Below are 22,210 nucleotides of genomic sequence, written 5' to 3' on the forward strand. Positions count from 1 at the left end.
ATCTCTCCTTGTCAGCTTTCGTCACGCAGCGTACTGCGTTTTACATCATTACGACGTCAAACTGCTCCTGGTTATAGAGCGGTTCAATTTGTACTTTTACCTGTTTGCCGACAAAGATTTCCACTTCCGCCAGCGCGTGCGACTCTTCGCCTTTCAGGGCTTCAGCCACCGCAGGGGAAGCATAGACCAGAAAACGGTCTGAGTCGTAGGCATGATGGACACGGACAATTTCACGCATAATTTCATAGCAGACGGTCTCAACCGTCTTTACCGTTCCGCGTCCATGGCAGGTTGGACACTCATTACACAGGACATGTTCCACGCTTTCGCGGGTCCGTTTCCGGGTCATTTCCACCAGCCCCAGCTGAGAGAAGCCATTGATGCTGGTTTTCACGCGATCTTTACTCAGCGCCTGCTCCAGCGAGTGCAGCACGCGACGACGATGGTCTTCATTACTCATATCGATAAAGTCGATGATGATAATGCCGCCGAGGTTGCGCAGACGAAGCTGACGCGCAATCGCCTGCGTGGCTTCGATGTTGGTGTTGAAGATGGTGTCGTCCAGATTGCGATGACCGACAAACGCGCCGGTGTTGATATCGACGGTGGTCATCGCTTCGGTCTGATCGATGATCAGATAGCCGCCGGACTTCAGTTCGACCTTGCGTTCTAGCGCTCGCTGGATCTCGTTTTCGACATCATAGAGATCGAAGATCGGCTGACGCCCGGTGTAATGCTCCAGCAGGCCCGGCATTTCCGGGATGTATTCAGCGGTAAACTCCAGCAGCGCTTCATACGTCAGGCGAGAGTCCACGCGAATGCGGTCGAGTTGGGCATCGGCAAAGTCACGCAGCACGCGCTGCGCAAGCGCCAGCTCACCGTACAGCTGGTAGCGAGTCTGGTTGCGTTTTTTACGCTCCATCACTTTGGTCCAGACGCGCTTCAGGTAAGCCGCATCCGACGCCAGGTCTTCTTCGCTGATCCCTTCTGCAGCGGTACGGATAATAAACCCGCCCTGTTCATCGCAGTAGGCGCTGACCACTTTCTTCAGCCGCTCGCGCTCGCTTTCGCTCTCAATACGCTGCGAAACGCCCACGTGCGATGCGCCGGGCATAAAGACCAGATAGCGGGAAGGTAAGGTAATGTCGGTGGTCAGACGGGCACCTTTGGTGCCAAGGGGATCTTTCACCACCTGCACCATTAAGTCCTGGCCCTGACGCACCAGCTCGGAAATGTCGCGCACGGCAAACTGCTTTTGCTCTTCGCCCGCGACGCACTCGGTGTGCGGCATGATGTCGGAGGCATGTAAAAATGCCGCCTTATCCAGTCCAATATCTACAAAAGCCGCCTGCATACCCGGCAGTACACGACTGACACGACCTTTGTAGATATTGCCTACTATTCCGCGCCGCGCTTCACGCTCAATATGAATTTCCTGAAGAATGCCACCGTCAATATAGGCCACACGGGTTTCCGATGGCGTTACGTTTACCAACAATTCAGCCGTCATAATTATCCCTTCCCTCACGCAGTGAGTTAAAATTGCTCAGCAACTCATACGTTTCCACCAGCGGTAAGCCGACTACGGCGTGATAGCTGCCATTAATCTTCCTGACAAAACAGCCACCCAACCCTTGAATACCGTATGCACCTGCTTTATCCATCGGTTCACCGCTGGCAATATAAGCGGCGATCTCGTCGTCGGTAATCACTCTGAACGAGACATCCGTAACCACCAGGCAATCCAGCACGTGCTGGCTGTCCGCCAGCGCGACGGCCGTCATCACCTGGTGCGTTTGCCCGGACATCTTGCGCAGCATGCGCGCCGCATGGTCGGCGTCATGCGGTTTCTCGAGGACTTCACCGTTAAGGATAACGATGGTATCTGCTCCCAGCACGGGCAGATCGCGCGGCACACAGGCCACGCCCGCCTGCGCTTTCTCGCGTGCCAGGCGAGACACGTACTGCTGAGCACTTTCGCCCTCAGCACGTTTTTCTTCAATGCCGGTCACGATGCGTTCAAAAGAGACCCCTAACTGCGTCAGGAGTTCCTGACGGCGCGGGGAGCCGGAAGCAAGATACAGAGACGTCATAGAAACCTTTTATTGCACAGCAAACTGCTGGCGAACCTTACGCATCAGCAGGAATAGCCACGGCCAGAGCACACCATTTACTACACTACTCCAGAACACTTCCGGTCGGAAAGAGACGTTGATCACTAAAAACTCTGCCCAGAAAACAACGATATCCGCAGCAAGCGACAACAGCATCACGACCAGGGCCTGTTGCCAGAGCGCGAGGTTACGGAAGAGCTGGAATTTCAGTGCGACGAGGTACGCAATAATGCTCATGGACAGGGCGCGCACGCCCAGCGTAGAGCCACTAATGAGATCCAGTATGGCACCCATCACAAAACCCGTGCCGACATTTACGCGATGCGGCAGGGCAAGGATCCAGTAAAGTAAAATGAGCAAGACCCAGTTTGGCCGGAAAACGAGAATGTTATCCGGCCAGGGCATAATCTGCAGCAACAGTGCAATGAGGAACGAGAGCCAGATGACCCAGCGTCCCTGGCTACGATAGCTTGCCACTACTGCCCTCCCGAAGAGAGTTTAGGCGGTGGCGGCGCATCAGGCTGCGGCTGCGTTAACCCGGTTGCCGGCGCAGGCACGGGCGCAGGCGGCCCCATAGAGTCCGCTGGCGGAAGAACCTGCGGCATCATCTGCATCAGGCGTTCGTTCGCCACGCGATGCACCTCTTCAGGCGTCATCGGGTTAGCACCGTTACGATCGGCACCCCAGAGCAGCAGCAGGTAGCGCAGACGCTGTAAACCGGCGGTTGGACGGGCCTGAATCACGGTGTATGCACGCTGCGTATCCAGCTTAACCGAAGAGACCACCGCAACCGGGTAACCTTCAGGGAAGCGTCCACCGAGACCGGACGTCACCAGCACGTCGCCGACACGGATGTCCGTGTTAGCAGGCAGATGTTCCAGCTGCAGATCGTCCGTGCAGCCGTTACCGGCCGCAATCACGCGGATATCGTTACGCAGGACCTGGATCGGCAGTGCGTGGGTGGCGTCGCAAATCAGCAGCACGCGGCTGGTCAGTTTGGCGACGGCAACGACCTGGCCTACTACGCCCTTATCACTAATGACGGGCTGACCTTCATACACCCCGTTCACGCTCCCTTTGTCGATCACAACCTGATCGCTGTAAGGGTCGTTCACGGTGGAGATCACCTGGGTAACCATCTTCTGCTCGTCCTGACGCAGCGGCGAGCCGAGCAGTTCACGCAGACGCGCGTTTTCCTGCTTGTATTGCCCCAGCATCAGCAGTTCGCTGTTTTTCAGCAGCAGTTCCTGGCGTAATGCCCGGTTTTCAAGTTCGAGCTGGTCTCGTGAAGACAGCGTTTGAGAAACGGAGTCGAGCAGTTCACGGGGACCATTTGATATAAAGTAGAAAGGACTGACGGCGGTATCCATGTACGTTCGGATCTGGCTGAACGTACCGAGGCGGCTATCGGCAATAATGACGCCAAGCGCAACCAGAACCGCCAGAATGAGGCGAAACTGTAGCGATGGGCCACGGCTAAAAATTGGCTTCATAGGCTATGCGTATTCTCGTGTCAGAGAGAAAGGGTAGCGATTCGCTACCCTTTCACCATGACTACTCTTCGCTGAACAAGTCGCCGCCGTGCATGTCGATCATTTCCAGCGCCTTGCCACCACCGCGGGCGACGCAAGTCAGTGGATCTTCTGCAACTACGACAGGAATACCTGTCTCTTCCATCAACAGGCGGTCGAGGTTACGCAGCAGCGCACCACCACCGGTCAGAACCATACCGCGCTCGGAGATGTCGGACGCCAGTTCTGGTGGGCACTGTTCCAGCGCAACCATTACCGCGCTCACGATGCCCGTCAGTGGTTCCTGCAGTGCTTCCAGAATTTCGTTGGAGTTCAGGGTAAAGCCGCGTGGAACACCTTCCGCCAGGTTACGGCCACGCACTTCGATCTCACGCACTTCATCGCCCGGATATGCAGAACCGATTTCGTGTTTGATACGCTCTGCGGTGGCTTCACCGATCAGAGAGCCGTAGTTACGGCGCACGTAATTGATGATGGCTTCATCGAAGCGGTCACCACCGATACGTACGGAGGAGGAGTACACCACGCCGTTCAGTGAGATAACGGCCACTTCAGTGGTACCACCACCGATATCCACCACCATAGAACCGGTGGCTTCAGAAACAGGCAGACCCGCACCGATTGCCGCAGCCATTGGCTCTTCAATCAGGAACACTTCACGTGCGCCTGCACCCTGGGCAGATTCACGGATTGCGCGACGTTCTACCTGGGTTGCGCCAACCGGCACACACACCAGAACACGCGGGCTTGGGCGCATGAAGCTGTTGCTGTGAACCTGCTTGATGAAGTGCTGAAGCATTTTTTCAGTCACGAAGAAATCAGCGATAACGCCGTCTTTCATTGGGCGAATAGCGGCGATGTTGCCAGGGGTACGACCCAGCATCTGCTTCGCGTCATGACCCACTGCGGCCACGCTTTTCGGCGAGCCTGCACGATCCTGACGAATGGCCACAACAGAAGGCTCATTCAATACGATGCCTTGTCCTTTTACATAAATAAGGGTATTCGCGGTACCCAGGTCAATGGACAGGTCATTGGAAAACATGCCACGAAATTTTTTCAACATACTAAGGGATAATCCTGAAAGCTGGGGCGGAAAACAAAATCCGCTTACTTTACCAACCACACGCAGCAGCGACAAGGCGCAAAAATCATCTGCAACGGTGAAAATTTGTGCAGTACGTTTCCTGTTGTTACAAATTTATCCCCTGACTCCCTCAGGGCTGAGTAAACAGTCGTGTTCCTCACTGATATTTGTAACCCATTAAAGGTCGTTCACTGGCTTTTTGCTCGACATACTCAAAGCTACAGGCGCGATATTCTACGTGAAAACAACGTAAACGGCAGGTCAAACAGAGTATCTTTGCAAATATTTTTTCACGTTGGTGTCAAGCGGCTGAGAGGCGGCAAAAAAATCGCCCTGACCGCCCGTCACTCCGCGCTCTGTTAACATCTGCCATTCGCCTCTGGAGCGCACGCCTGCGGCAAATACCTGTGTTCGCGTTCCCTTACACGCTTCAACCAGACTCTGAACCAGCAGCTGGTTTTCCGTGCGCTTCTCAATATTCCTTACCAGCCCCGGATGTAGCTTTAATAGCTCCACATCCAGCTCCTTGATCCAGCTGGTACTGACCAGCGTTAAACCCGCCTGCGTTACCGCGACACGGGCACCGAGCGCGTTGATCAAACGGACCACCGGACGCAACCGGCTGATGTGTTGACCCACATCCGCCTCAGCAAGTTCAAAAATAATGCGTTTGCGTTGCGATTTTTCGCATTGCATTAATGTATCACGCAGCCAGCGCTGAAAACGCGGGCGTATTAATGACTCAACGGTAACCTGTAACGCCAGATTCTCTTCAGGCCAGAATGATAAAAATGGAATCAAGCGTGTAATTTGCTGGCGGTCATACTCTTCGGAGAGCCCAAATTGCAGAACCATCGGCAGATATTCCGCAGAAATAACCTCTTCCGTCCCGTCGAAAATACGACACATCAATTCCCGGTGGTGGACAAAACCGTTCTTCATGACCGCCGGTTTTTGATAAATACGCGGCCCGCCGCGACTCAGCATTTGCTCAATCAAAGTACGCCAGCGCACGTTTCCACGCCCTTTTTCAGGCAGCGAATCATCATAGACCGCCCAACCGTTCGCCCCTTGCAATACCGCGTTGCGGGTGGCCGCTTCCGCATGCTCCATCACCTGCTCTGTCGACTGTCCGCCGCGCCAGGCGCAAATCCCCATATGGACCATATCGTCTCTGTCGAGCATTTTGCTCTGCGGCAGCGCGTCGACGGCCTTAAGTAGCTGGCTGGCAATGCTTTCTGATTCCTTCAACGTGCGATGCGGCAGCAATACGGCAAAGTCGCTGCGGTGGTAGCGGGCCAGCAGCGCCCCCGGATAGCGCATAATAAAGGTGGAGAGCAGGTTGATCAGCGTAAAGAGATTTTCTTCCGCCGCCCGCTGCCCCCATGTGTCGCGCAGCAGATCGAAATCGGGCAGGCGAATCATCATCACCACCCCGTGCGTGCCCACTTTTTCCGGATCGTCGAGCAGCGTGGCGAGTTGATTGTCAAAGAAAAGGCGGTTGTTCAGGCCGGTTTTATTATCCTGCGCGGCATAAGAGCGGATCAGCGTATCCATTCGGCTGCGCTGGTCGCTGGCAAACTGGATCTCTGAGAGCAGCGTATCCAGCGCGCTGCTGGCGCGTGAGGGCCATTCATGGACCGAGCCGCGAACCTGCGGGCCGCGTTCACCGTTCAGGATACGCACGGAGCGGATCTCCAGCAGTTCCTGGCCTGAAAGCTGGCGGCGCAGCCAGCGGACCGCGAGAAAAATCAGCAAAATAATGAAGGCGACGGCAACAGTGAGCGGCGCGGTGGTCATCATAGAACGGAAATAGCTGGCCATCGGATCGAGGTAGACCATGTGTATGGTCATCCCCGGATTTTTGAGGGAGTGCACCGTTACTTCCCGATACTGGCTCACCACGCCCGCAGGTCGATAGCTGTCCTGTCGTTCATGGCTTAAAACCGGGTGCTTTCCCTGCTGGATGTCGACCTGAATAATATCAACCGGCACCATCAACTCATCCAGCTCCCGGGATAGCTCAGGAAGTGGAGTGGTCAGCAGACGCGTATCAATGACCGACGCAACGGACTGCACCCGGTTAACCAGTTTGTCCTGAATGGCGTTATAAAAGCTCAGAGAGCAACCAAGAAGCGTGACAAAGATGGTAAGCCCCGTCAGCAGGGTGATAAAAGCCGAGAACTTCGTCGTTAATCGCATCCTTGAGATTACTCCGTGGGTTGATGGGGTAGCGAGTAAGCGCTAACTTGCATTTCAAATGCGGCATACTACCAAACCTGGCGTATCTGGCAATTTATTGCGTTAAATCGGCATTGCTTTACCCTGAGCGAGTATAGTCTTCAGGAACTCTTTTCCAATCATCTGAGCCGTGAGGACCCCGTATGCAGGCTTTAATCTTAGAACAGCAGGACGGCAAAACGCTTGCCTCAGTACAGGCCGTAGAAGAGACTCGCCTGCCGGAAGGCGACGTCACCGTCGACATCGACTGGTCCAGTTTAAATTATAAAGATGCGCTGGCGATCACCGGCAAGGGTAAAATCATCCGAAATTTCCCTATGGTGCCGGGTATTGATTTTGCTGGCCGGGTTCATAGCAGCGAAGATCCCCGTTTTCATGCGGGCCAGCAGGTGCTGCTCACCGGCTGGGGCGTGGGCGAAAATCACTGGGGCGGGCTGGCAACGCAGGCGCGCGTGAAGGGCGACTGGCTGGTGCCTATGCCGAAAGGCATAGATGGCCGCAAAGCGATGATCGTTGGTACCGCAGGCTTTACCGCCATGCTGTGCGTGATGGCGCTGGAAGAGGCGGGTGTTCGCCCCGAGTCGGGTGAAATTGTTGTGACCGGGGCCAGCGGTGGCGTGGGCAGCACGGCGGTCACGCTGCTGCACAAGCTGGGTTATCAGGTTGCGGCGGTTTCCGGCCGTGAAAGCACGCATGATTATCTGCGCCAGCTCGGCGCCAGCCGCATTCTTGGCCGCGATGAGTTTGCCGAGACCCGCCCGCTGGAAAAACAGGTCTGGGCAGGTGCAGTGGATACCGTCGGTGATAAGGTGCTGGCAAAAGTCCTGGCGCAGATGAACTACGGCGGCTGCGTGGCAGCCTGCGGCCTGGCCGGGGGATTTGCCCTGCCAACGACCGTCATGCCATTTATTCTGCGTAACGTCCGCCTGCAGGGCGTGGATTCCGTGATGACGCCTGCGGCTCGCCGTGCAGAGGCATGGGAGCGTCTGGTGCGCGATTTGCCGGAATCGTTCTATACCCAGAGCGCTACCGAAATTACGCTCAGCCAGGCACCTGAATATGCCAGCAAGATCATGGATAACCAGTTCCACGGCCGCGCGCTGGTGAAAATCGCCTAATCTTCAAATTTTCGTGACATATTCGCGCTAACGCTTCTCCTCCGTCATGCTTAGAAAAACGCATGACGGAGGATGCCATGAAAAACCGAAAACTGACGGAAGCCGACGTAACGTCTGAGTCTGTCTTTATGTTACAGCGCCGCCAGATCCTGAAAATGCTTGGCATCAGCGCCACGGCACTGACGCTCTCTCCAGCGGCACACGCCGACCTGCTCGACTGGTTTAAAGGCAACGATCGCCCTAAGGCGCCTTCCGGTGCCCCGCTTACCTTTACCAAACCCGCCGAATGGCAAAACACGCTGGCGCTCACGCCGGAAGATAAAGTCACCGGCTACAACAACTTCTACGAATTTGGTCTGGATAAAGCCGATCCTGCCGCCAATGCCGGCAGCATGAAAACCGATCCGTGGACGCTGAAAATCGACGGTGAAGTGGCAAAACCTCTGACGCTGGACCATCACGATCTGACCACCCGCTTCCCGCTTGAGGAGCGTATCTATCGCATGCGCTGCGTAGAGGCCTGGTCGATGGTGGTGCCCTGGGTAGGCTTCCCGCTGCATAAGCTGCTGGCGATGGTTGAACCCACCAGCAACGCAAAATACGTCGCCTTCCAGACGCGCTACGCCCCGGACGAGATGCCGGGCCAGAAAGACCGGTTCATCGGCGGCGGGCTGGAGTATCCGTACGTTGAAGGGTTACGTCTTGACGAAGCCATGCATCCCCTTACCCTCCTGACCGTCGGCGTTTACGGCAAGGCGCTTCCGCCGCAGAACGGTGCCCCCATCCGTTTAACCGTGCCGTGGAAATACGGTTTCAAAGGGATTAAATCGATCGTCAGCATTAAGCTGACCCGCGAACGTCCGCCGACGACATGGAACCTGGCGGCGCCGGGTGAATACGGCTTCTTCGCCAACGTGAACCCGCATGTGGATCATCCCCGCTGGTCGCAGGCGACGGAACGCTTTATTGGCTCCGGCGGCGCGCTGGACGTGAAGCGCCAGCCCACGCTGCTGTTTAACGGGTATGCGGATGAAGTGGCGTCCCTTTACCGTGGCCTCAATTTACGGGAGAACTTCTGAGTGCGTTTAACGGCAAAGCAGATTACCTGGCTGAAAGTGCTGCTGCATTTAGCCGGGATACTTCCTTTTATCTGGCTGTTCTGGGCGGCCAGCCAGGGCCTCTTTAGCGCCGATCCGGCAAAGGATATCCAGCATTTTACCGGTCGGATGGCTCTGAAATTTTTGCTGGCCACCTTGCTCGTCTCGCCGCTGGCGCGCTACGCTAAACAGCCATTATTGATACGCACCCGTCGGCTTTTGGGGCTATGGTGTTTTGCCTGGGCGACCCTGCACCTCACCAGTTACGCCCTGCTGGAACTGGGAATTAACAATCTGACACTGCTTGGCCGCGAGCTGGTAACACGCCCTTACCTGATGCTGGGCATTGTTAGCTGGCTGATCCTGCTGGCGTTAGCGCTGACATCCACGCAATATGCGCAGCGAAAGCTGGGCCGACGCTGGCAGTTGCTGCACAACTTCGTCTATCTTGTCGCGATCCTCGCCCCCATTCATTATCTGTGGTCGGTGAAGATCCTCTCTCCGCAGCCGGTCCTTTACGCGCTGGCAGCCGTGGCGCTTTTAGCATGGCGTTACAAGAAGTTCCGCCAGTGGTTGCGATAGTTCGCGAAACTGTGCGTTTTCCCGCAGATTACCTCTCAACCGCAAATCTTTTTTGGATTGCGGTTGATAATCTTCCCTGATAAGACCAGTATTTAGCTGCCAAATGCTACGAAATCGTTATAATGTGCGACCTTGGTTCGCCTGACAGCGGTTTTGAGCCTCTGAAAAGGTGACATTTGCGCTTCGACGGTATATTTTGTTTTTTACCCGAAAATCGCAGGAGATAGCGGCATAATGACTGATAAGTTCCACATCTTAGTTTTAAACGGACCGAACCTGAACATGCTCGGCACCCGTGAGCCAGAGAAGTACGGCACGCTGACATTGAGCGAAATTGTTAACCGTCTGAGCACGGAAGCAGCCTCGCTGAATGTGGATTTGGATCATTTTCAGTCAAACGCGGAGTACGCAATCATCGACCGTATTCATCAGGCTAAAGACACTGTGGACTATATCCTGATCAATCCGGCCGCGTTTACGCACACCAGTGTTGCTATCCGCGACGCACTGCTCGCGGTGAGTATCCCGTTTATCGAGATCCACCTGAGTAACGTGCACGCCCGAGAGCCGTTCCGCCACCATTCGTATCTGTCGGATATCGCTGCTGGCGTTATCTGCGGACTGGGCGCAGACGGCTATTCATACGCTTTACAGACAGCGGTAAAACGCTTGTCACAATCACACTAAACAAGAGTACGGAACCCACTCATGGATATTCGTAAGATTAAAAAACTGATCGAGCTGGTTGAAGAATCAGGCATCTCCGAACTGGAAATTTCTGAAGGCGAAGAGTCTGTACGCATCAGCCGTGCAGCCCCAGCCGCTAGCTTCCCGGTAATGCAGCAAGCTTACGCTGCGCCAGTGCAGCAGCCTGCGCTTTCCGCAGCCGTTGCGCCAGCAGCAGCTGAAGCCGCACCTGCCGCTGCAGCAGAAATCAGTGGTCACATCGTACGTTCCCCAATGGTTGGTACTTTCTACCGCACCCCGAGCCCGGACGCGAAGGCGTTCATCGAAGTGGGTCAGAAAGTCAACGTAGGCGATACCCTGTGCATCGTTGAAGCGATGAAAATGATGAACCAGATCGAAGCTGACAAGTCAGGTACTGTGAAAGCGATTCTGGTCGAAAGTGGTCAGCCGGTTGAATTTGACGAGCCGCTGGTCGTCATCGAGTAACGAGGCGAACATGCTGGATAAAATTGTTATCGCCAACCGTGGCGAGATTGCACTGCGTATTCTTCGTGCCTGTAAAGAACTGGGCATCAAGACCGTGGCCGTGCACTCAAGCGCGGATCGCGATTTAAAACACGTATTGCTGGCGGATGAGACGGTCTGTATTGGCCCGGCTCCGTCCGTAAAAAGCTATCTGAACATCCCGGCTATCATCAGCGCCGCTGAAATCACCGGCGCGGTGGCAATTCATCCGGGTTACGGCTTCCTCTCTGAGAACGCCAACTTTGCTGAGCAGGTTGAACGCTCAGGCTTTATCTTCATCGGTCCGAAAGCCGACACCATTCGCCTGATGGGCGACAAAGTGTCTGCAATCACCGCAATGAAAAAAGCCGGTGTTCCAACCGTGCCAGGCTCTGACGGCCCTCTGACCGACGACATGGATGCTAACCGTGCTCATGCTAAACGCATTGGCTACCCGGTTATCATCAAGGCGTCCGGCGGCGGCGGCGGTCGCGGTATGCGCGTTGTTCGCAGCGATGCTGAACTGGCGCAGTCCATCTCCATGACCAAAGCGGAAGCGAAAGCGGCTTTCAGCAATGACATGGTGTACATGGAAAAATACCTGGAAAACCCACGCCACATCGAAATTCAGGTGCTGGCTGACGGTCAGGGTAACGCGATCTATCTGGCAGAACGTGACTGCTCCATGCAGCGTCGTCACCAGAAAGTGGTCGAAGAAGCGCCAGCGCCGGGCATCACCCCGGAACTGCGTCGCTACATCGGCGAGCGTTGCGCCAAAGCGTGCGTCGATATCGGCTATCGCGGGGCGGGTACCTTTGAGTTCCTGTTCGAAAACGGCGAGTTCTACTTCATTGAGATGAACACCCGTATTCAGGTTGAACACCCGGTTACCGAAATGATCACCGGCGTTGACCTGATCAAAGAGCAGCTGCGTATCGCAGCCGGTCAGCCTCTGTCCATCAAGCAGGAAGAAGTTGTGGTGAAAGGCCATGCGGTAGAGTGCCGTATCAACGCCGAAGACCCGAACACCTTCCTGCCAAGCCCGGGTAAAATCACGCGTTTCCACGCGCCGGGTGGTTTTGGCGTGCGTTGGGAGTCTCATATCTACGCCGGCTACACCGTACCGCCGTACTATGACTCAATGATCGGCAAGCTCATCTGCTACGGCGAAAACCGTGACGTGGCCATTGCCCGCATGAAGAACGCCCTGCAGGAGCTGATCATCGACGGTATTAAAACCAACATTGATCTGCAGATGCGTATCATGAGCGACGAGCACTTCCAGAATGGTGGAACGAATATCCACTACCTGGAGAAAAAACTCGGCCTGAACGAGAAGTAAGAGAGCTGTGTTGCTAAAAGGCCGGATTATCCGGCCTTTTTTTATTTCTGGGGATCGCAAAGCCCCATCATGTACAATCCCCGCTTTCTGCATCCACAAGGGACAAAAAATGGACAAACGTTTTGTTCAGGCCCATAAAGAAGCGCGCTGGGCGCTGTGGCTGACCCTTCTCTATCTTGCTGCATGGTTAGTAACTGCTTACTTACCTGACTCCGCTATTGGCATCACCGGCCTGCCGCACTGGTTCGAAATGGCCTGCCTGCTGGTACCGCTGGTGTTTATCCTGCTGTGCTGGGCAATGGTGAAATTCATCTATCGCGATATTCCGCTGGAGGACGATGATGCAGCTTGAAGTCATTCTGCCGCTTGTCGCATACCTGCTGGTCGTGTTTGGTTTATCCATTTACGCCATGCGCAAAAGAACGACCGGTGCTTTTCTGAACGAGTATTTCCTCGGCAGCCGTTCGATGGGCGGCGTTGTGCTGGCAATGACGCTGACCGCGACCTATATCAGCGCCAGCTCGTTTATTGGCGGCCCCGGTGCGGCCTACAAGTACGGGTTAGGCTGGGTACTGCTGGCGATGATCCAGCTGCCTGCCGTCTGGCTCTCCCTCGGTATTCTTGGTAAGAAATTTGCCATTCTGGCGCGCCGCTATAATGCCGTCACGCTCAACGACATGCTGTTTGCCCGTTACCAGAGCCGCTTACTGGTGTGGCTGGCGAGCTTAAGCCTGCTGGTAGCCTTTATTGGCGCGATGACCGTACAGTTTATCGGCGGGGCACGCCTGCTGGAAACGGCGGCCGGGATCCCTTACGAGACAGGCCTGCTTATCTTCGGGGTAAGCATCGCGCTCTATACCGCGTTTGGCGGGTTCCGCGCCAGCGTGCTGAACGATACGCTGCAGGGAATGGTCATGCTCATCGGCACGATTGTTCTGCTGGTGGGGATTGTTCATGCCGCGGGTGGACTCACTCATGCGGTGGAAACCCTGGAAGCGATTGACCCGAAACTGATTTCACCGCAGGGCGCGGATGATATCCTCTCGCCGACCTTTATGACCTCGTTCTGGGTGTTAGTCTGCTTCGGGGTGATTGGTCTGCCGCATACCGCCGTGCGCTGTATCTCCTATAAAGACAGTAAAGCCGTTCACAAGGGCATCATCATCGGGACGATTGTAGTCGCGGTCCTGATGTTTGGTATGCACCTGGCAGGTGCATTAGGGCGCGCGGTGATTCCCGACCTTACCGTGCCGGATCTGGTGATCCCGACGCTGATGGTTAAAGTGCTGCCGCCCTTCGCCGCCGGCATTTTCCTCGCAGCGCCAATGGCCGCCATTATGTCGACCATTAACGCCCAGTTACTGCAAAGTTCCGCTACGATCATTAAAGATCTCTATCTGAACCTGCGCCCTGAGCAGGTTGAAAATGAACGTCGCCTGAAGCGGATGTCTGCCGTCATTACGCTGGTGTTAGGAGCTTTGCTGATGTTAGCTGCATGGCGTCCGCCGGAGATGATCATCTGGCTGAACCTGCTTGCGTTTGGTGGGCTTGAAGCCGTTTTCCTGTGGCCGCTGGTATTAGGTCTTTACTGGGAACGCGCGAACGCTGCAGGCGCGCTGAGCGCGATGATTGTTGGCGGTGTGCTGTATGCCATCCTTGCGACATTTAAGATTCAGTATCTGGGCTTCCATCCGATTGTGCCTTCGTTACTGCTAAGTTTACTGGCGTTTGTGGTGGGGAACCGTTTCGGTCAGCCCGCCCCACAACCCGCTATGATTTCTACTGATAAATAAAGAGTTTTGCCATGCCGTGGATCCAACTAAAACTGAACACAACCGGCGCGAACGCCGAAGAGCTAAGCGATGCGCTGATGGAAGCCGGCTCTGTCTCCATCACCTTTCAGGACACGCACGACACGCCGGTCTTTGAACCGCTGCCGGGCGAAACGCGCCTGTGGGGTGATACCGACGTGATCGGCCTGTTCGATGCCGAAACCGACATGAAAGAGGTGGTGGCGATTCTGGAAAACCATCCGCTGCTGGGAGCAGGCTTCGCGCATAAAATCGAACAGCTGGAAGACAAAGACTGGGAACGCGAGTGGATGGACAACTTCCACCCGATGCAGTTCGGCAAACGTCTGTGGATCTGCCCAAGCTGGCGCGAGGTTCCCGATGAAAACGCGGTGAACGTGATGCTTGACCCAGGCCTGGCGTTTGGCACCGGCACCCATCCAACCACGTCTCTGTGCCTGCAGTGGCTGGATGGTCTGGATCTGGAAGGTAAGACGGTGATCGACTTCGGCTGCGGTTCCGGGATCCTCGCGATTGCCGCTCTGAAACTGGGCGCGGCGAAAGCCATCGGGATCGATATCGATCCGCAGGCCATTCAGGCCAGCCGCGATAATGCCGAGCGTAACGGCGTCTCCGATCGTCTGGAGCTCTACCTGCCGGAAGCGCAGCCAGAAGCCATGAAAGCCGATGTGGTGGTCGCAAACATTCTCGCGGGCCCACTGCGTGAACTGGCACCATTAATCAGCGTGCTGCCGGTTGAGGGCGGTCTGCTGGGACTTTCAGGCATCCTGGCAAGCCAGGCGGAGAGCGTTTGCGAAGCCTACGCCGATCTCTTTGCGCTCGACCCGGTCGTCGAGAAAGAAGAGTGGTGCCGCATTACCGGTCGTAAAAAATAAGTATTTGGCGTGGTCCTCTGACCACGCCTTTTCTCCTCGAATATTCCTCCCGCACCTGGCCTGCCTCCGGTAAAATAACCCTACAAATCATATTGATAAATTTTGATTTGGATAATAAAAATTCACGGGAAGAATATTATGAAACACGTTTATAGCAAGGCAGCGCTGTTAGCGCTGAGCATGATCTCGGCTTCAGCATGCGCATCACACTGGAGCTACAAAGGAGAAAGTTCACCTGAGCACTGGGGCGAACTGGATGAGGCCTACAAGACCTGCCAAAGCGGGATGAACCAGTCCCCGATTGACATCGATTCCACCGTTAACGCCCATCTTTCCCCGCTGCAAACGCACTACGTTGACGGCCCTGTGACGCTGACAAATAATGGCCATACCATTCAGGCAAGCGAGCAGGCCGACACTCGCGACACTATCACGCTGGATAAGCAAACCTGGGCATTACAGCAGTTCCACTTCCACGCGCCGAGCGAAAACACCGTACACGGCAAGCATTACGCGATGGAAATGCACCTTGTGCATAAAAATGCGAAGGGGGAACTGGCGGTGGTCGCGGTCATGTTCGACAAAGGGGCAGAGAACCGTGAACTTGATAAACTGTGGGACGTTATGCCTCAGCAGGCTGAGCTGAACTTCTCCATCAAGCAGGAGCTCAACCTGAATAAGCTGCTGCCGGAAGATAAAACGTACTGGCGCTTTAGCGGCTCGCTGACAACGCCACCGTGTTCAGAAGGCGTCACCTGGATCGTGCTTAAGCATCCTCTGACGGTCTCCGCCGGGCAGCTTGAGAAATTCACCCACACAATGCATCACGATAATAACCGGCCGGTACAGTCTCTCCATGGTCGTGTTATCCTCGAATAACGTCTATTTTTTGCCCTGAGATCATGTTCTAAAATGCGACGCAGATCGCAAAGAAGTGGGGAAATCTGCTGTTAAAAACAGCAGATTATCCCGCTCATCTGTCGCATTTATTCAGAAATGATGAGAAGTTACGGGAAATTGTAAGCGCACATAAAATAGCCATCAGCGCATAACTCAATGATTTCAATAATGAATAATTTTAAACGAAAAGATTGCGCGGCGATTCCTTGATCTACAACAGTGGATTGTTCAAAGTTTGGCCTTTCATCTCGTGCAAAAAATGCGTAATATACGCCGCCTTGCAGTCACAGTATGGTCATTTCTTAACTCATGCGCATCGGACACCACCAGCTTAGAAATCGCCTGATCGCAGCCCCAATGGCAGGTATTACCGACCGGCCGTTCAGGACGCTGTGCTATGAGATGGGAGCCGGTTTAACCGTATCCGAGATGATGTCGTCTAACCCACAGGTTTGGGAAAGCGATAAATCCCGCCTTCGGATGGTGCACATTGATGAACCAGGTATTCGCACCGTGCAAATTGCCGGAAGCGTGCCTGAAGAGATGGCAGATGCCGCGCGTATTAACGTGGAAAGTGGTGCCCAGATTATTGATATCAATATGGGTTGCCCGGCCAAAAAGGTGAATCGCAAGCTTGCAGGTTCAGCCCTTCTGCAATACCCCGACCAGGTGAAAGCTATCCTGACGGCGGTTGTCAGCGCAGTGGACGTTCCTGTTACGTTGAAGATTCGCACGGGTTGGTCGCCGGAACACCGTAACTGTGTAGAGATTGCCCAACTGGCCGAAGATTGTGGTATTCAGGCCCTGACCATCCACGGACGCACTCGCGCCTGTTTGTTCAATGGTGAAGCTGAATACGACAGCATTCGGGCAGTTAAGCAGAAGGTTTCCATTCCGATTATCGCGAATGGCGACATAACTGACCCGCTTAAAGCCAGGGCTGTACTCGACTATACGGGAGCTGATGCTCTGATGATAGGACGTGCAGCTCAGGGAAGACCCTGGATCTTCCGGGAAATCCAGCATTATCTGGACACTGGGGAGCTGCTTGCCCCACTGCCTCTGGCAGAGGTAAAGCGCTTGCTTTGTTCGCATGTTCGGGAACTGCATGACCACTACGGTCAGGCAAAAGGGTACCGAATTGCGCGTAAACACGTCTCCTGGTATCTCCAGGAGCACGCTCCAGATGACCAGTTTCGGCGCACATTCAACGCCATTGAGGATGCCAGCGAACAGCTGGAGGCGTTGGAGGCATACTTCGAAAATCTTGCGTAATGAAATAAAGAGCTGACAGAACTATGTTCGAACAACGCGTAAATTCTGACGTACTGACCGTTTCTACCGTTAACTCTCAGGATCAGGTAACTCAAAAGCCCCTGCGTGACTCGGTTAAACAGGCACTGAAGAACTATTTTGCTCAACTGAATGGTCAGGATGTTAATGACCTGTATGAGCTGGTACTGGCTGAAGTTGAACAGCCACTGTTGGACATGGTGATGCAATACACCCGCGGTAACCAGACCCGCGCTGCGCTGATGATGGGTATCAACCGTGGTACTCTGCGTAAGAAACTGAAAAAATATGGCATGAACTGATACTAATCAGTTAAATGCTTGTTTAAAAAGGCGCTACCTGGCATGGGGATGCGCCTTTTTTATTGTCTTATTCTTTCACCGTCAACGCTTTGTAAACCTTTGCTTATCCCGCTTTTAAACCGCTTCTTTTCGTGTATATTTCCACCACTTCAGTGGCTCTCTTCTCGCGGAATGACACAATGATTCGTAAATACTGGTGGCTGGTCGTCTTTGCAATCTCCGTTTTCCTTTTCGATGCCCTCCTGATGCAGTGGATTGAACTGATGAGCACCGAAACCGACAAGTGCCGCAATATGAACTCCGTCAATCCGCTGAAATTAGTGAACTGTTCAGAACTCGATTAACACCCTGCCGTCACCAACCTCCCCGTATTACCCACTAAAAACGGGGATTTAAATCCCTTTGAGCCGTTACCTGACGGTGATAATGTCTCGCCCTTCTCAACCTCTCCTGCGTAACGTCATACTCGAGTAGAACCGACCATGCTGGTTAGCCAATATAACCCTATCCTAGTAGCCCTCTCCTTTGCTGTTGCCATCCTTGCTGCTTACACCGCGCTGAATATGGCTGCACGCGTCGCCGGGAGTCAGGGTGTCGCAGCCCGCATCTGGCTGGCGGGAGGCGGTGTTGCGATGGGCATTGGCGTATGGGCCATGCACTTTATCGGCATGCTGGCGATGGATCTCTCCATGAGCATGAGCTACAACGCGACCCTGACGATTTTATCTATGGTCATCGCCGTGGGGTCGTCACTGTTTGCGCTATGGCTCGTCAGCTGTGAACAGCTGCGCATGCGCCGCCTGCTCCCCGGCGCTCTGGTAATGGGAATCGGTATTGTTGCCATGCATTACACCGGTATGGCGGCGCTGGAGGTGAGGCCGGGGATCGTTTGGGATACGCTGTGGGTGGCCATTTCGGTCGTGATTGCGCTTGCCGCTTCGCTTGCAGCATTGTGGCTGACCTTCCGCCTGCGTCACGAAGCCGCTCAGGTGGTGCTGATGCGCCTGGGTGCCGCCATCACGATGGGAATTGCTATCGCCGGTATGCACTACGCCGGGATGAAGGCCGCGCAGTTTCCAATGTCCACCATGGTTCACCATCAGGGTATTAACGGCAGCTGGCTGGCCGTGCTGGTCAGCGTCGTCGCGCTCTCTATTCTTGGGATCACCCTGCTGGTGTCGATGCTGGATGCCCGCCTGCAGGCACGAACCGCCCTTCTGGCCTCGTCGCTGGCAGAAGCGAACCGGGAACTTGCGCAGCTGGCGCTGCACGATACGCTGACGCGTCTGCCCAACCGTATCCTGCTGGAGGACCGGCTCGATCAGGCCATCAGCAAAGCTGACCGTGAAGGTACCCATTTCGCCCTGATGTTCATGGATCTCGACGGTTTTAAAGCCATCAATGACGCCTACGGCCATGATGTCGGTGACAGGCTGCTGGTCGCCGTTACGCAGCGTCTGCTGCATCTCCTGAAGGGCCAGTTTACCCTTGCACGCATTGGCGGCGATGAGTTTGTTCTGCTGGCTGAGGGAGAAGGTCCGGACGATGCGGCCTCGCTGGCAAATTCGCTGGTGCGGGCGATCGATAGCCCGTTCACTCTCGACCCCTACGAACTGGTGGTAACGCTTAGCATTGGTATCGCCCTGTACCCTCACGACGGCAAAACCGAACGTGAGCTGATGTTTAACGCCGACGCGGCGATGTATCACACCAAGCATATGGGCCGAAACGGCTATCACTTTTTCCAGCCCTCCATGAACACTCTGGCGCAGACCCATCTTCAGTTAATGAACGATCTGTGGATGGCCGTCGATCGTAATGAACTGCGCCTGCTTTATCAGCCAAAGTTTCACGCGCCCGCGGGCCCTCTCCTCGGGTTTGAAGCGCTGCTGCGCTGGCAGCATCCGAAGCAGGGTTTACTGACGCCGGATCTTTTCCTGCCGCTGGCGGAAAAAACCGGGCTTATCATCCCTATTGGTAACTGGGTGCTCAATGAAGCCTGTCGCCAGCTGAGAGAATGGCATCTGCAGGGGCATCGAAACTGGTCAATGGCAGTAAACCTGTCGACGCTGCAGTTCGAACAGCCCTCGCTGGTTAAAACAGTGCTCGACTGCCTGGAGCGTCATCACGTCCCGCCGGAAATGTTGATCCTGGAAGTCACGGAAACTACGGCGATGAGCAACCCCGATGAGAGCGTGCGGGTGCTGACAGAGCTGACGGATGCTGGGGTGAAAGCCTCGATTGATGATTTTGGGACCGGATATTCGAGCCTGCTGTATCTCAAGCGTTTACCGGCCTGTGAACTGAAGATAGACAGAGCGTTTGTGAAAGAGTTAAGCGGTGAAAGCGAAGATGCCACCATTGTCTCTGCGATTGTGGCCCTCGCGAAAACGCTCAACCTGAAAGTCGTGGCCGAAGGTGTGGAAACCGAAGCGCAGCAAGTCTTTTTGACGGAGCTGGGCTGTAATACCTTACAGGGTTATCTGTTAGGTAAACCCGCCAGCGTGCAGACCATCGAGGCGCTTTGTGCACGGGGTGAAATGTTGCCAGGCGCTGAGCCGTAATCATTATGAGGCGACACGCGCAAGAGAGGGAGTGTCGCCAGAATACTGTCGACCAGGGCTGGCGCCTGCTGATAAAGATTAAAACTGTCGGTATTCATTAACCAGTTTTTAATGATGCCGCTAAAAAAACCGTGGAATACGATCATGGTCAGCTCAACGTTCACCTGCGACGAAATGATGTTTCGAGAAATACATTTCTCCAGCGTAACGCGCAAAGAATCATAATTGAACCCAATACGTTTCCGAATTTCATCCTCTGAAATCATATCGCTAGTAAATTCACATTTATGATACAAAATTTGTAATAGCGCACATTGACGGGGTTCGCGTGCGATATACTGAAGCGCAGTAATGAATTGCTCACGAAGTATTAACAACGGATCATCATTTTCGGAGAGAGAAAGCCTGTCGCGAATGATGTCACGTAGCGGTAATTGCTGTTCCCAAATGGCATTAAATATCTCTGCTTTACTGGTAAAGTGCCAGTAGATAGCACCACGCGTAACCTTTGCGGCATCGGCGATATCCGTCAGCGTCGTGCTGGCTACGCCTCGCGTCGCAAATTGCCCGATAGCCGCCTCAATCAACTGCTGTCGGGTTTGTTGAGCCTCTTCTTTCTTTTTACGCGCCATTGACAGCTACTCTTTACTCGCAGGGTATATACATAACATCAGGTTCGGATGGCTGGAAGTATTCACTAAAAGCCGTTTTAATTTTGCACAAAAAAAGTCAATTCACTTAATCTATAAACAATCTAAATACACGCCAGTAATTAAATTCACGGAATGAATGAATTTACCGGTTAAGCTCTATTAGCCTGATTTAGCGGGCAGAAGTATAGCCGTATTTTCTACGGGACTGATTCTGATTTTCCTCTCAGGCCTCGTCATTCGCACTTATAAATTAAAAAACATTAAATACCCTCATTATTATACGCAGCTACATTTTATTTTTTCCCTCTGCCCCACTACCGATCTACGGCAAACATCGGTGAATGGGTATTTAAAGGAACAGTCATGACGAATCATTTCAGACGTTTACCCTTAGCCGGTTTCATTGTCTGCGCTGTACTGCTCACTGGATGCGATGGCCAGGAAAATCAACAACAACATGCACAGGCGCCTCAGGTCAGCGTCCATATCGTGAAAAGTGCGCCGCTGGCCGTCACAACTGAACTCCCGGGCAGAACAGATGCGTTCCGCGTTGCGGAGGTTCGTCCACAGGTTAGCGGTATCATTCTGCGTCGCAACTTCACGGAAGGTAGCGATGTAAAAGCTGGGGACTCACTTTATCAAATTGATCCTGCGACCTATCAGGCGGCTTACGACAGCGCGAAAGGCGAGCTGGCAAAGGCGCAGGCGGCGGCCAATATTGCACACCTGACGGTGAAACGTTATCTCCCACTGGTGGGAACACAGTATGTCAGCAAACAAGAGTATGACCAGGCCGTGGCCACGGCCCAGCAGGCAGATGCCAGCGTTGTCGCCGCAAAAGCGGGCGTTGAAAGCGCACGTATCAACCTTGCGTATACCAAAGTAACGTCCCCTGTCGATGGCCGCATCGGCAAATCCAGCGTGACGGAAGGGGCGCTCGTGACGAACGGGCAGGCCGCAGCGCTGGCGACGGTCCAGCAGCTTGATCCGATTTATGTCGATGTGACCCAGTCGAGCAATGAATTTATGCGCCTGAAGCAGACGAGCCTGCAAAAAGGCGACACGGCCAGCAGCGTTGAGCTGCTGATGGAGAATGGTCAGCCCTATCCGCTGAAAGGCACCCTGCAGTTCTCCGACGTTACGGTGGATGAAAGCACCGGCTCAATCACGCTGCGCGCCATTTTCCCGAATCCTCAACACCTACTGTTACCGGGGATGTTCGTTCGCGCCCGCATTGATGAAGGCACACAGCCAGATGCCATTCTGGTTCCGCAGCAGGGCGTGACCCGAACGCCGCGAGGCGACGCAACCGTGCTGGTGGTTAATGATAAAAACCAGGTTGAATCACGTACCGTCGTTGCGCCTCAGGCCATTGGCGACCGCTGGCTGGTGACGGAAGGGCTGAAAAACGGTGACCGCGTGATTGTCAGCGGATTACAGAAAGTCAGACCAGGGGCTACCGTCGTCGCCACGCCAGATACCACCACGACTCCCGCCAGTTAAGGAAC

22 protein-coding genes are annotated in these 22,210 nt (G+C 54.5%); 15 read left to right on the forward strand and 7 right to left on the reverse strand.

Annotated elements, in window-relative coordinates; genetic code table 11:
• Positions 1 to 40: 40 nt before the first annotated feature.
• From rng to csrD, 6 genes are all read right to left on the reverse strand, one after another.
• Positions 41 to 1,510, reverse strand: a complete 1,470-nt coding sequence (gene rng / locus IM291_RS19770; RefSeq protein WP_008502847.1) for a ribonuclease G — start codon at positions 1,508 to 1,510, stop codon at positions 41 to 43.
• Positions 1,500 to 2,093: a nucleoside triphosphate pyrophosphatase gene (locus IM291_RS19775; RefSeq protein ID WP_192987546.1), complete on the reverse strand. Its 594-nt coding sequence runs from the start codon at positions 2,091 to 2,093 to the stop codon at positions 1,500 to 1,502. The genes rng and IM291_RS19775 overlap by 11 nt, the downstream gene beginning before the upstream one ends.
• Positions 2,094 to 2,102: 9 nt before the next feature.
• Positions 2,103 to 2,591, reverse strand: a complete 489-nt coding sequence (gene mreD / locus IM291_RS19780; RefSeq protein WP_008502849.1) for a rod shape-determining protein MreD — start codon at positions 2,589 to 2,591, stop codon at positions 2,103 to 2,105.
• A complete protein-coding gene (gene mreC, locus IM291_RS19785) occupies positions 2,591 to 3,607 on the reverse strand; it encodes a rod shape-determining protein MreC (protein ID WP_028014605.1) in 1,017 nt (338 codons plus the stop codon). The genes mreD and mreC overlap by 1 nt, the downstream gene beginning before the upstream one ends.
• A 61-nt stretch (positions 3,608 to 3,668) precedes the next feature.
• The gene (gene mreB / locus IM291_RS19790) at positions 3,669 to 4,712 is read right to left on the reverse strand and encodes a rod shape-determining protein MreB (RefSeq protein WP_000913396.1); all 1,044 of its coding nucleotides are present in this window, start codon (positions 4,710 to 4,712) and stop codon (positions 3,669 to 3,671) included.
• A 282-nt stretch (positions 4,713 to 4,994) separates the two neighbouring features.
• Positions 4,995 to 6,935 (reverse strand): RNase E specificity factor CsrD, encoded by a 1,941-nt coding sequence (gene csrD / locus IM291_RS19795; protein ID WP_041907831.1) that lies wholly within the window; start codon positions 6,933 to 6,935, stop codon positions 4,995 to 4,997.
• Positions 6,936 to 7,117: 182 nt separating this feature from the next.
• Here csrD and IM291_RS19800 point away from each other — a divergent pair, with 182 nt between their 5' ends.
• The 14 genes from IM291_RS19800 to IM291_RS19865 all read left to right on the forward strand — a co-directional run bounded on the left by IM291_RS19800 (position 7,118) and on the right by IM291_RS19865 (position 20,049).
• Positions 7,118 to 8,092: an MDR family oxidoreductase gene (locus IM291_RS19800; protein ID WP_041907830.1), complete on the forward strand. Its 975-nt coding sequence runs from the start codon at positions 7,118 to 7,120 to the stop codon at positions 8,090 to 8,092.
• Positions 8,093 to 8,169: 77 nt separating this feature from the next.
• Positions 8,170 to 9,171, forward strand: a complete 1,002-nt coding sequence (msrP, locus tag IM291_RS19805; protein ID WP_028014608.1) for a protein-methionine-sulfoxide reductase catalytic subunit MsrP — start codon at positions 8,170 to 8,172, stop codon at positions 9,169 to 9,171.
• A complete protein-coding gene (gene msrQ / locus IM291_RS19810; protein ID WP_028014609.1) occupies positions 9,172 to 9,771 on the forward strand; it encodes a protein-methionine-sulfoxide reductase heme-binding subunit MsrQ in 600 nt (199 codons plus the stop codon).
• 234 nt (positions 9,772 to 10,005) lie between these two features.
• Positions 10,006 to 10,458 (forward strand): type II 3-dehydroquinate dehydratase, encoded by a 453-nt coding sequence (gene aroQ / locus IM291_RS19815; RefSeq protein ID WP_028014610.1) that lies wholly within the window; start codon positions 10,006 to 10,008, stop codon positions 10,456 to 10,458.
• A 21-nt stretch (positions 10,459 to 10,479) separates the two neighbouring features.
• Complete coding sequence (gene accB, locus IM291_RS19820; protein ID WP_008502856.1) at positions 10,480 to 10,944, forward strand: acetyl-CoA carboxylase biotin carboxyl carrier protein; 465 nt, start codon at positions 10,480 to 10,482, stop codon at positions 10,942 to 10,944.
• A gap of 10 nt (positions 10,945 to 10,954) precedes the next feature.
• Entirely contained in the window at positions 10,955 to 12,304 is a 1,350-nt protein-coding gene (accC, locus tag IM291_RS19825; protein WP_192987547.1) for an acetyl-CoA carboxylase biotin carboxylase subunit, read from the forward strand.
• A gap of 109 nt (positions 12,305 to 12,413) precedes the next feature.
• A complete protein-coding gene (locus IM291_RS19830) occupies positions 12,414 to 12,656 on the forward strand; it encodes a YhdT family protein (protein ID WP_006178860.1) in 243 nt (80 codons plus the stop codon).
• Positions 12,646 to 14,097 carry a sodium/pantothenate symporter gene (panF, locus tag IM291_RS19835; protein ID WP_028014612.1) on the forward strand — a complete coding sequence of 484 codons (1,452 nt, stop codon included), beginning with the start codon at positions 12,646 to 12,648 and terminating at the stop codon, positions 14,095 to 14,097. The genes IM291_RS19830 and panF overlap by 11 nt, the downstream gene beginning before the upstream one ends.
• Positions 14,098 to 14,108: 11 nt before the next feature.
• Positions 14,109 to 14,990: a 50S ribosomal protein L11 methyltransferase gene (gene prmA / locus IM291_RS19840; protein ID WP_028014613.1), complete on the forward strand. Its 882-nt coding sequence runs from the start codon at positions 14,109 to 14,111 to the stop codon at positions 14,988 to 14,990.
• Between the two features lie 138 nt (positions 14,991 to 15,128).
• The gene (locus IM291_RS19845; RefSeq protein WP_192987548.1) at positions 15,129 to 15,869 is read left to right on the forward strand and encodes a carbonic anhydrase; all 741 of its coding nucleotides are present in this window, start codon (positions 15,129 to 15,131) and stop codon (positions 15,867 to 15,869) included.
• Positions 15,870 to 16,199: 330 nt separating this feature from the next.
• Positions 16,200 to 17,165: a tRNA dihydrouridine synthase DusB gene (dusB, locus tag IM291_RS19850; protein WP_008502861.1), complete on the forward strand. Its 966-nt coding sequence runs from the start codon at positions 16,200 to 16,202 to the stop codon at positions 17,163 to 17,165.
• Between the two features lie 23 nt (positions 17,166 to 17,188).
• Positions 17,189 to 17,485: a DNA-binding transcriptional regulator Fis gene (gene fis, locus IM291_RS19855; RefSeq protein WP_000462905.1), complete on the forward strand. Its 297-nt coding sequence runs from the start codon at positions 17,189 to 17,191 to the stop codon at positions 17,483 to 17,485.
• Positions 17,486 to 17,664: 179 nt separating this feature from the next.
• Complete coding sequence (locus IM291_RS19860) at positions 17,665 to 17,829, forward strand: DUF2556 family protein (RefSeq protein ID WP_014885446.1); 165 nt, start codon at positions 17,665 to 17,667, stop codon at positions 17,827 to 17,829.
• 138 nt (positions 17,830 to 17,967) lie between these two features.
• Complete coding sequence (locus tag IM291_RS19865; protein ID WP_192971972.1) at positions 17,968 to 20,049, forward strand: bifunctional diguanylate cyclase/phosphodiesterase; 2,082 nt, start codon at positions 17,968 to 17,970, stop codon at positions 20,047 to 20,049.
• Here IM291_RS19865 and envR read toward each other — a convergent pair.
• The gene (gene envR / locus IM291_RS19870) at positions 19,965 to 20,681 is read right to left on the reverse strand and encodes an acrEF/envCD operon transcriptional regulator (RefSeq protein WP_063155260.1); all 717 of its coding nucleotides are present in this window, start codon (positions 20,679 to 20,681) and stop codon (positions 19,965 to 19,967) included. The genes IM291_RS19865 and envR overlap by 85 nt on opposite strands.
• A gap of 384 nt (positions 20,682 to 21,065) precedes the next feature.
• Here envR and IM291_RS19875 point away from each other — a divergent pair, with 384 nt between their 5' ends.
• Positions 21,066 to 22,205, forward strand: a complete 1,140-nt coding sequence (locus IM291_RS19875) for an efflux RND transporter periplasmic adaptor subunit (protein WP_028014617.1) — start codon at positions 21,066 to 21,068, stop codon at positions 22,203 to 22,205.
• Positions 22,206 to 22,210: the final 5 nt, after the last annotated feature.

The sequence above is a fragment of the Enterobacter cloacae complex sp. P27C genome, from assembly GCF_014895705.1.
In the GTDB taxonomy this organism is placed as follows: domain Bacteria; phylum Pseudomonadota; class Gammaproteobacteria; order Enterobacterales; family Enterobacteriaceae; genus Enterobacter; species Enterobacter bugandensis.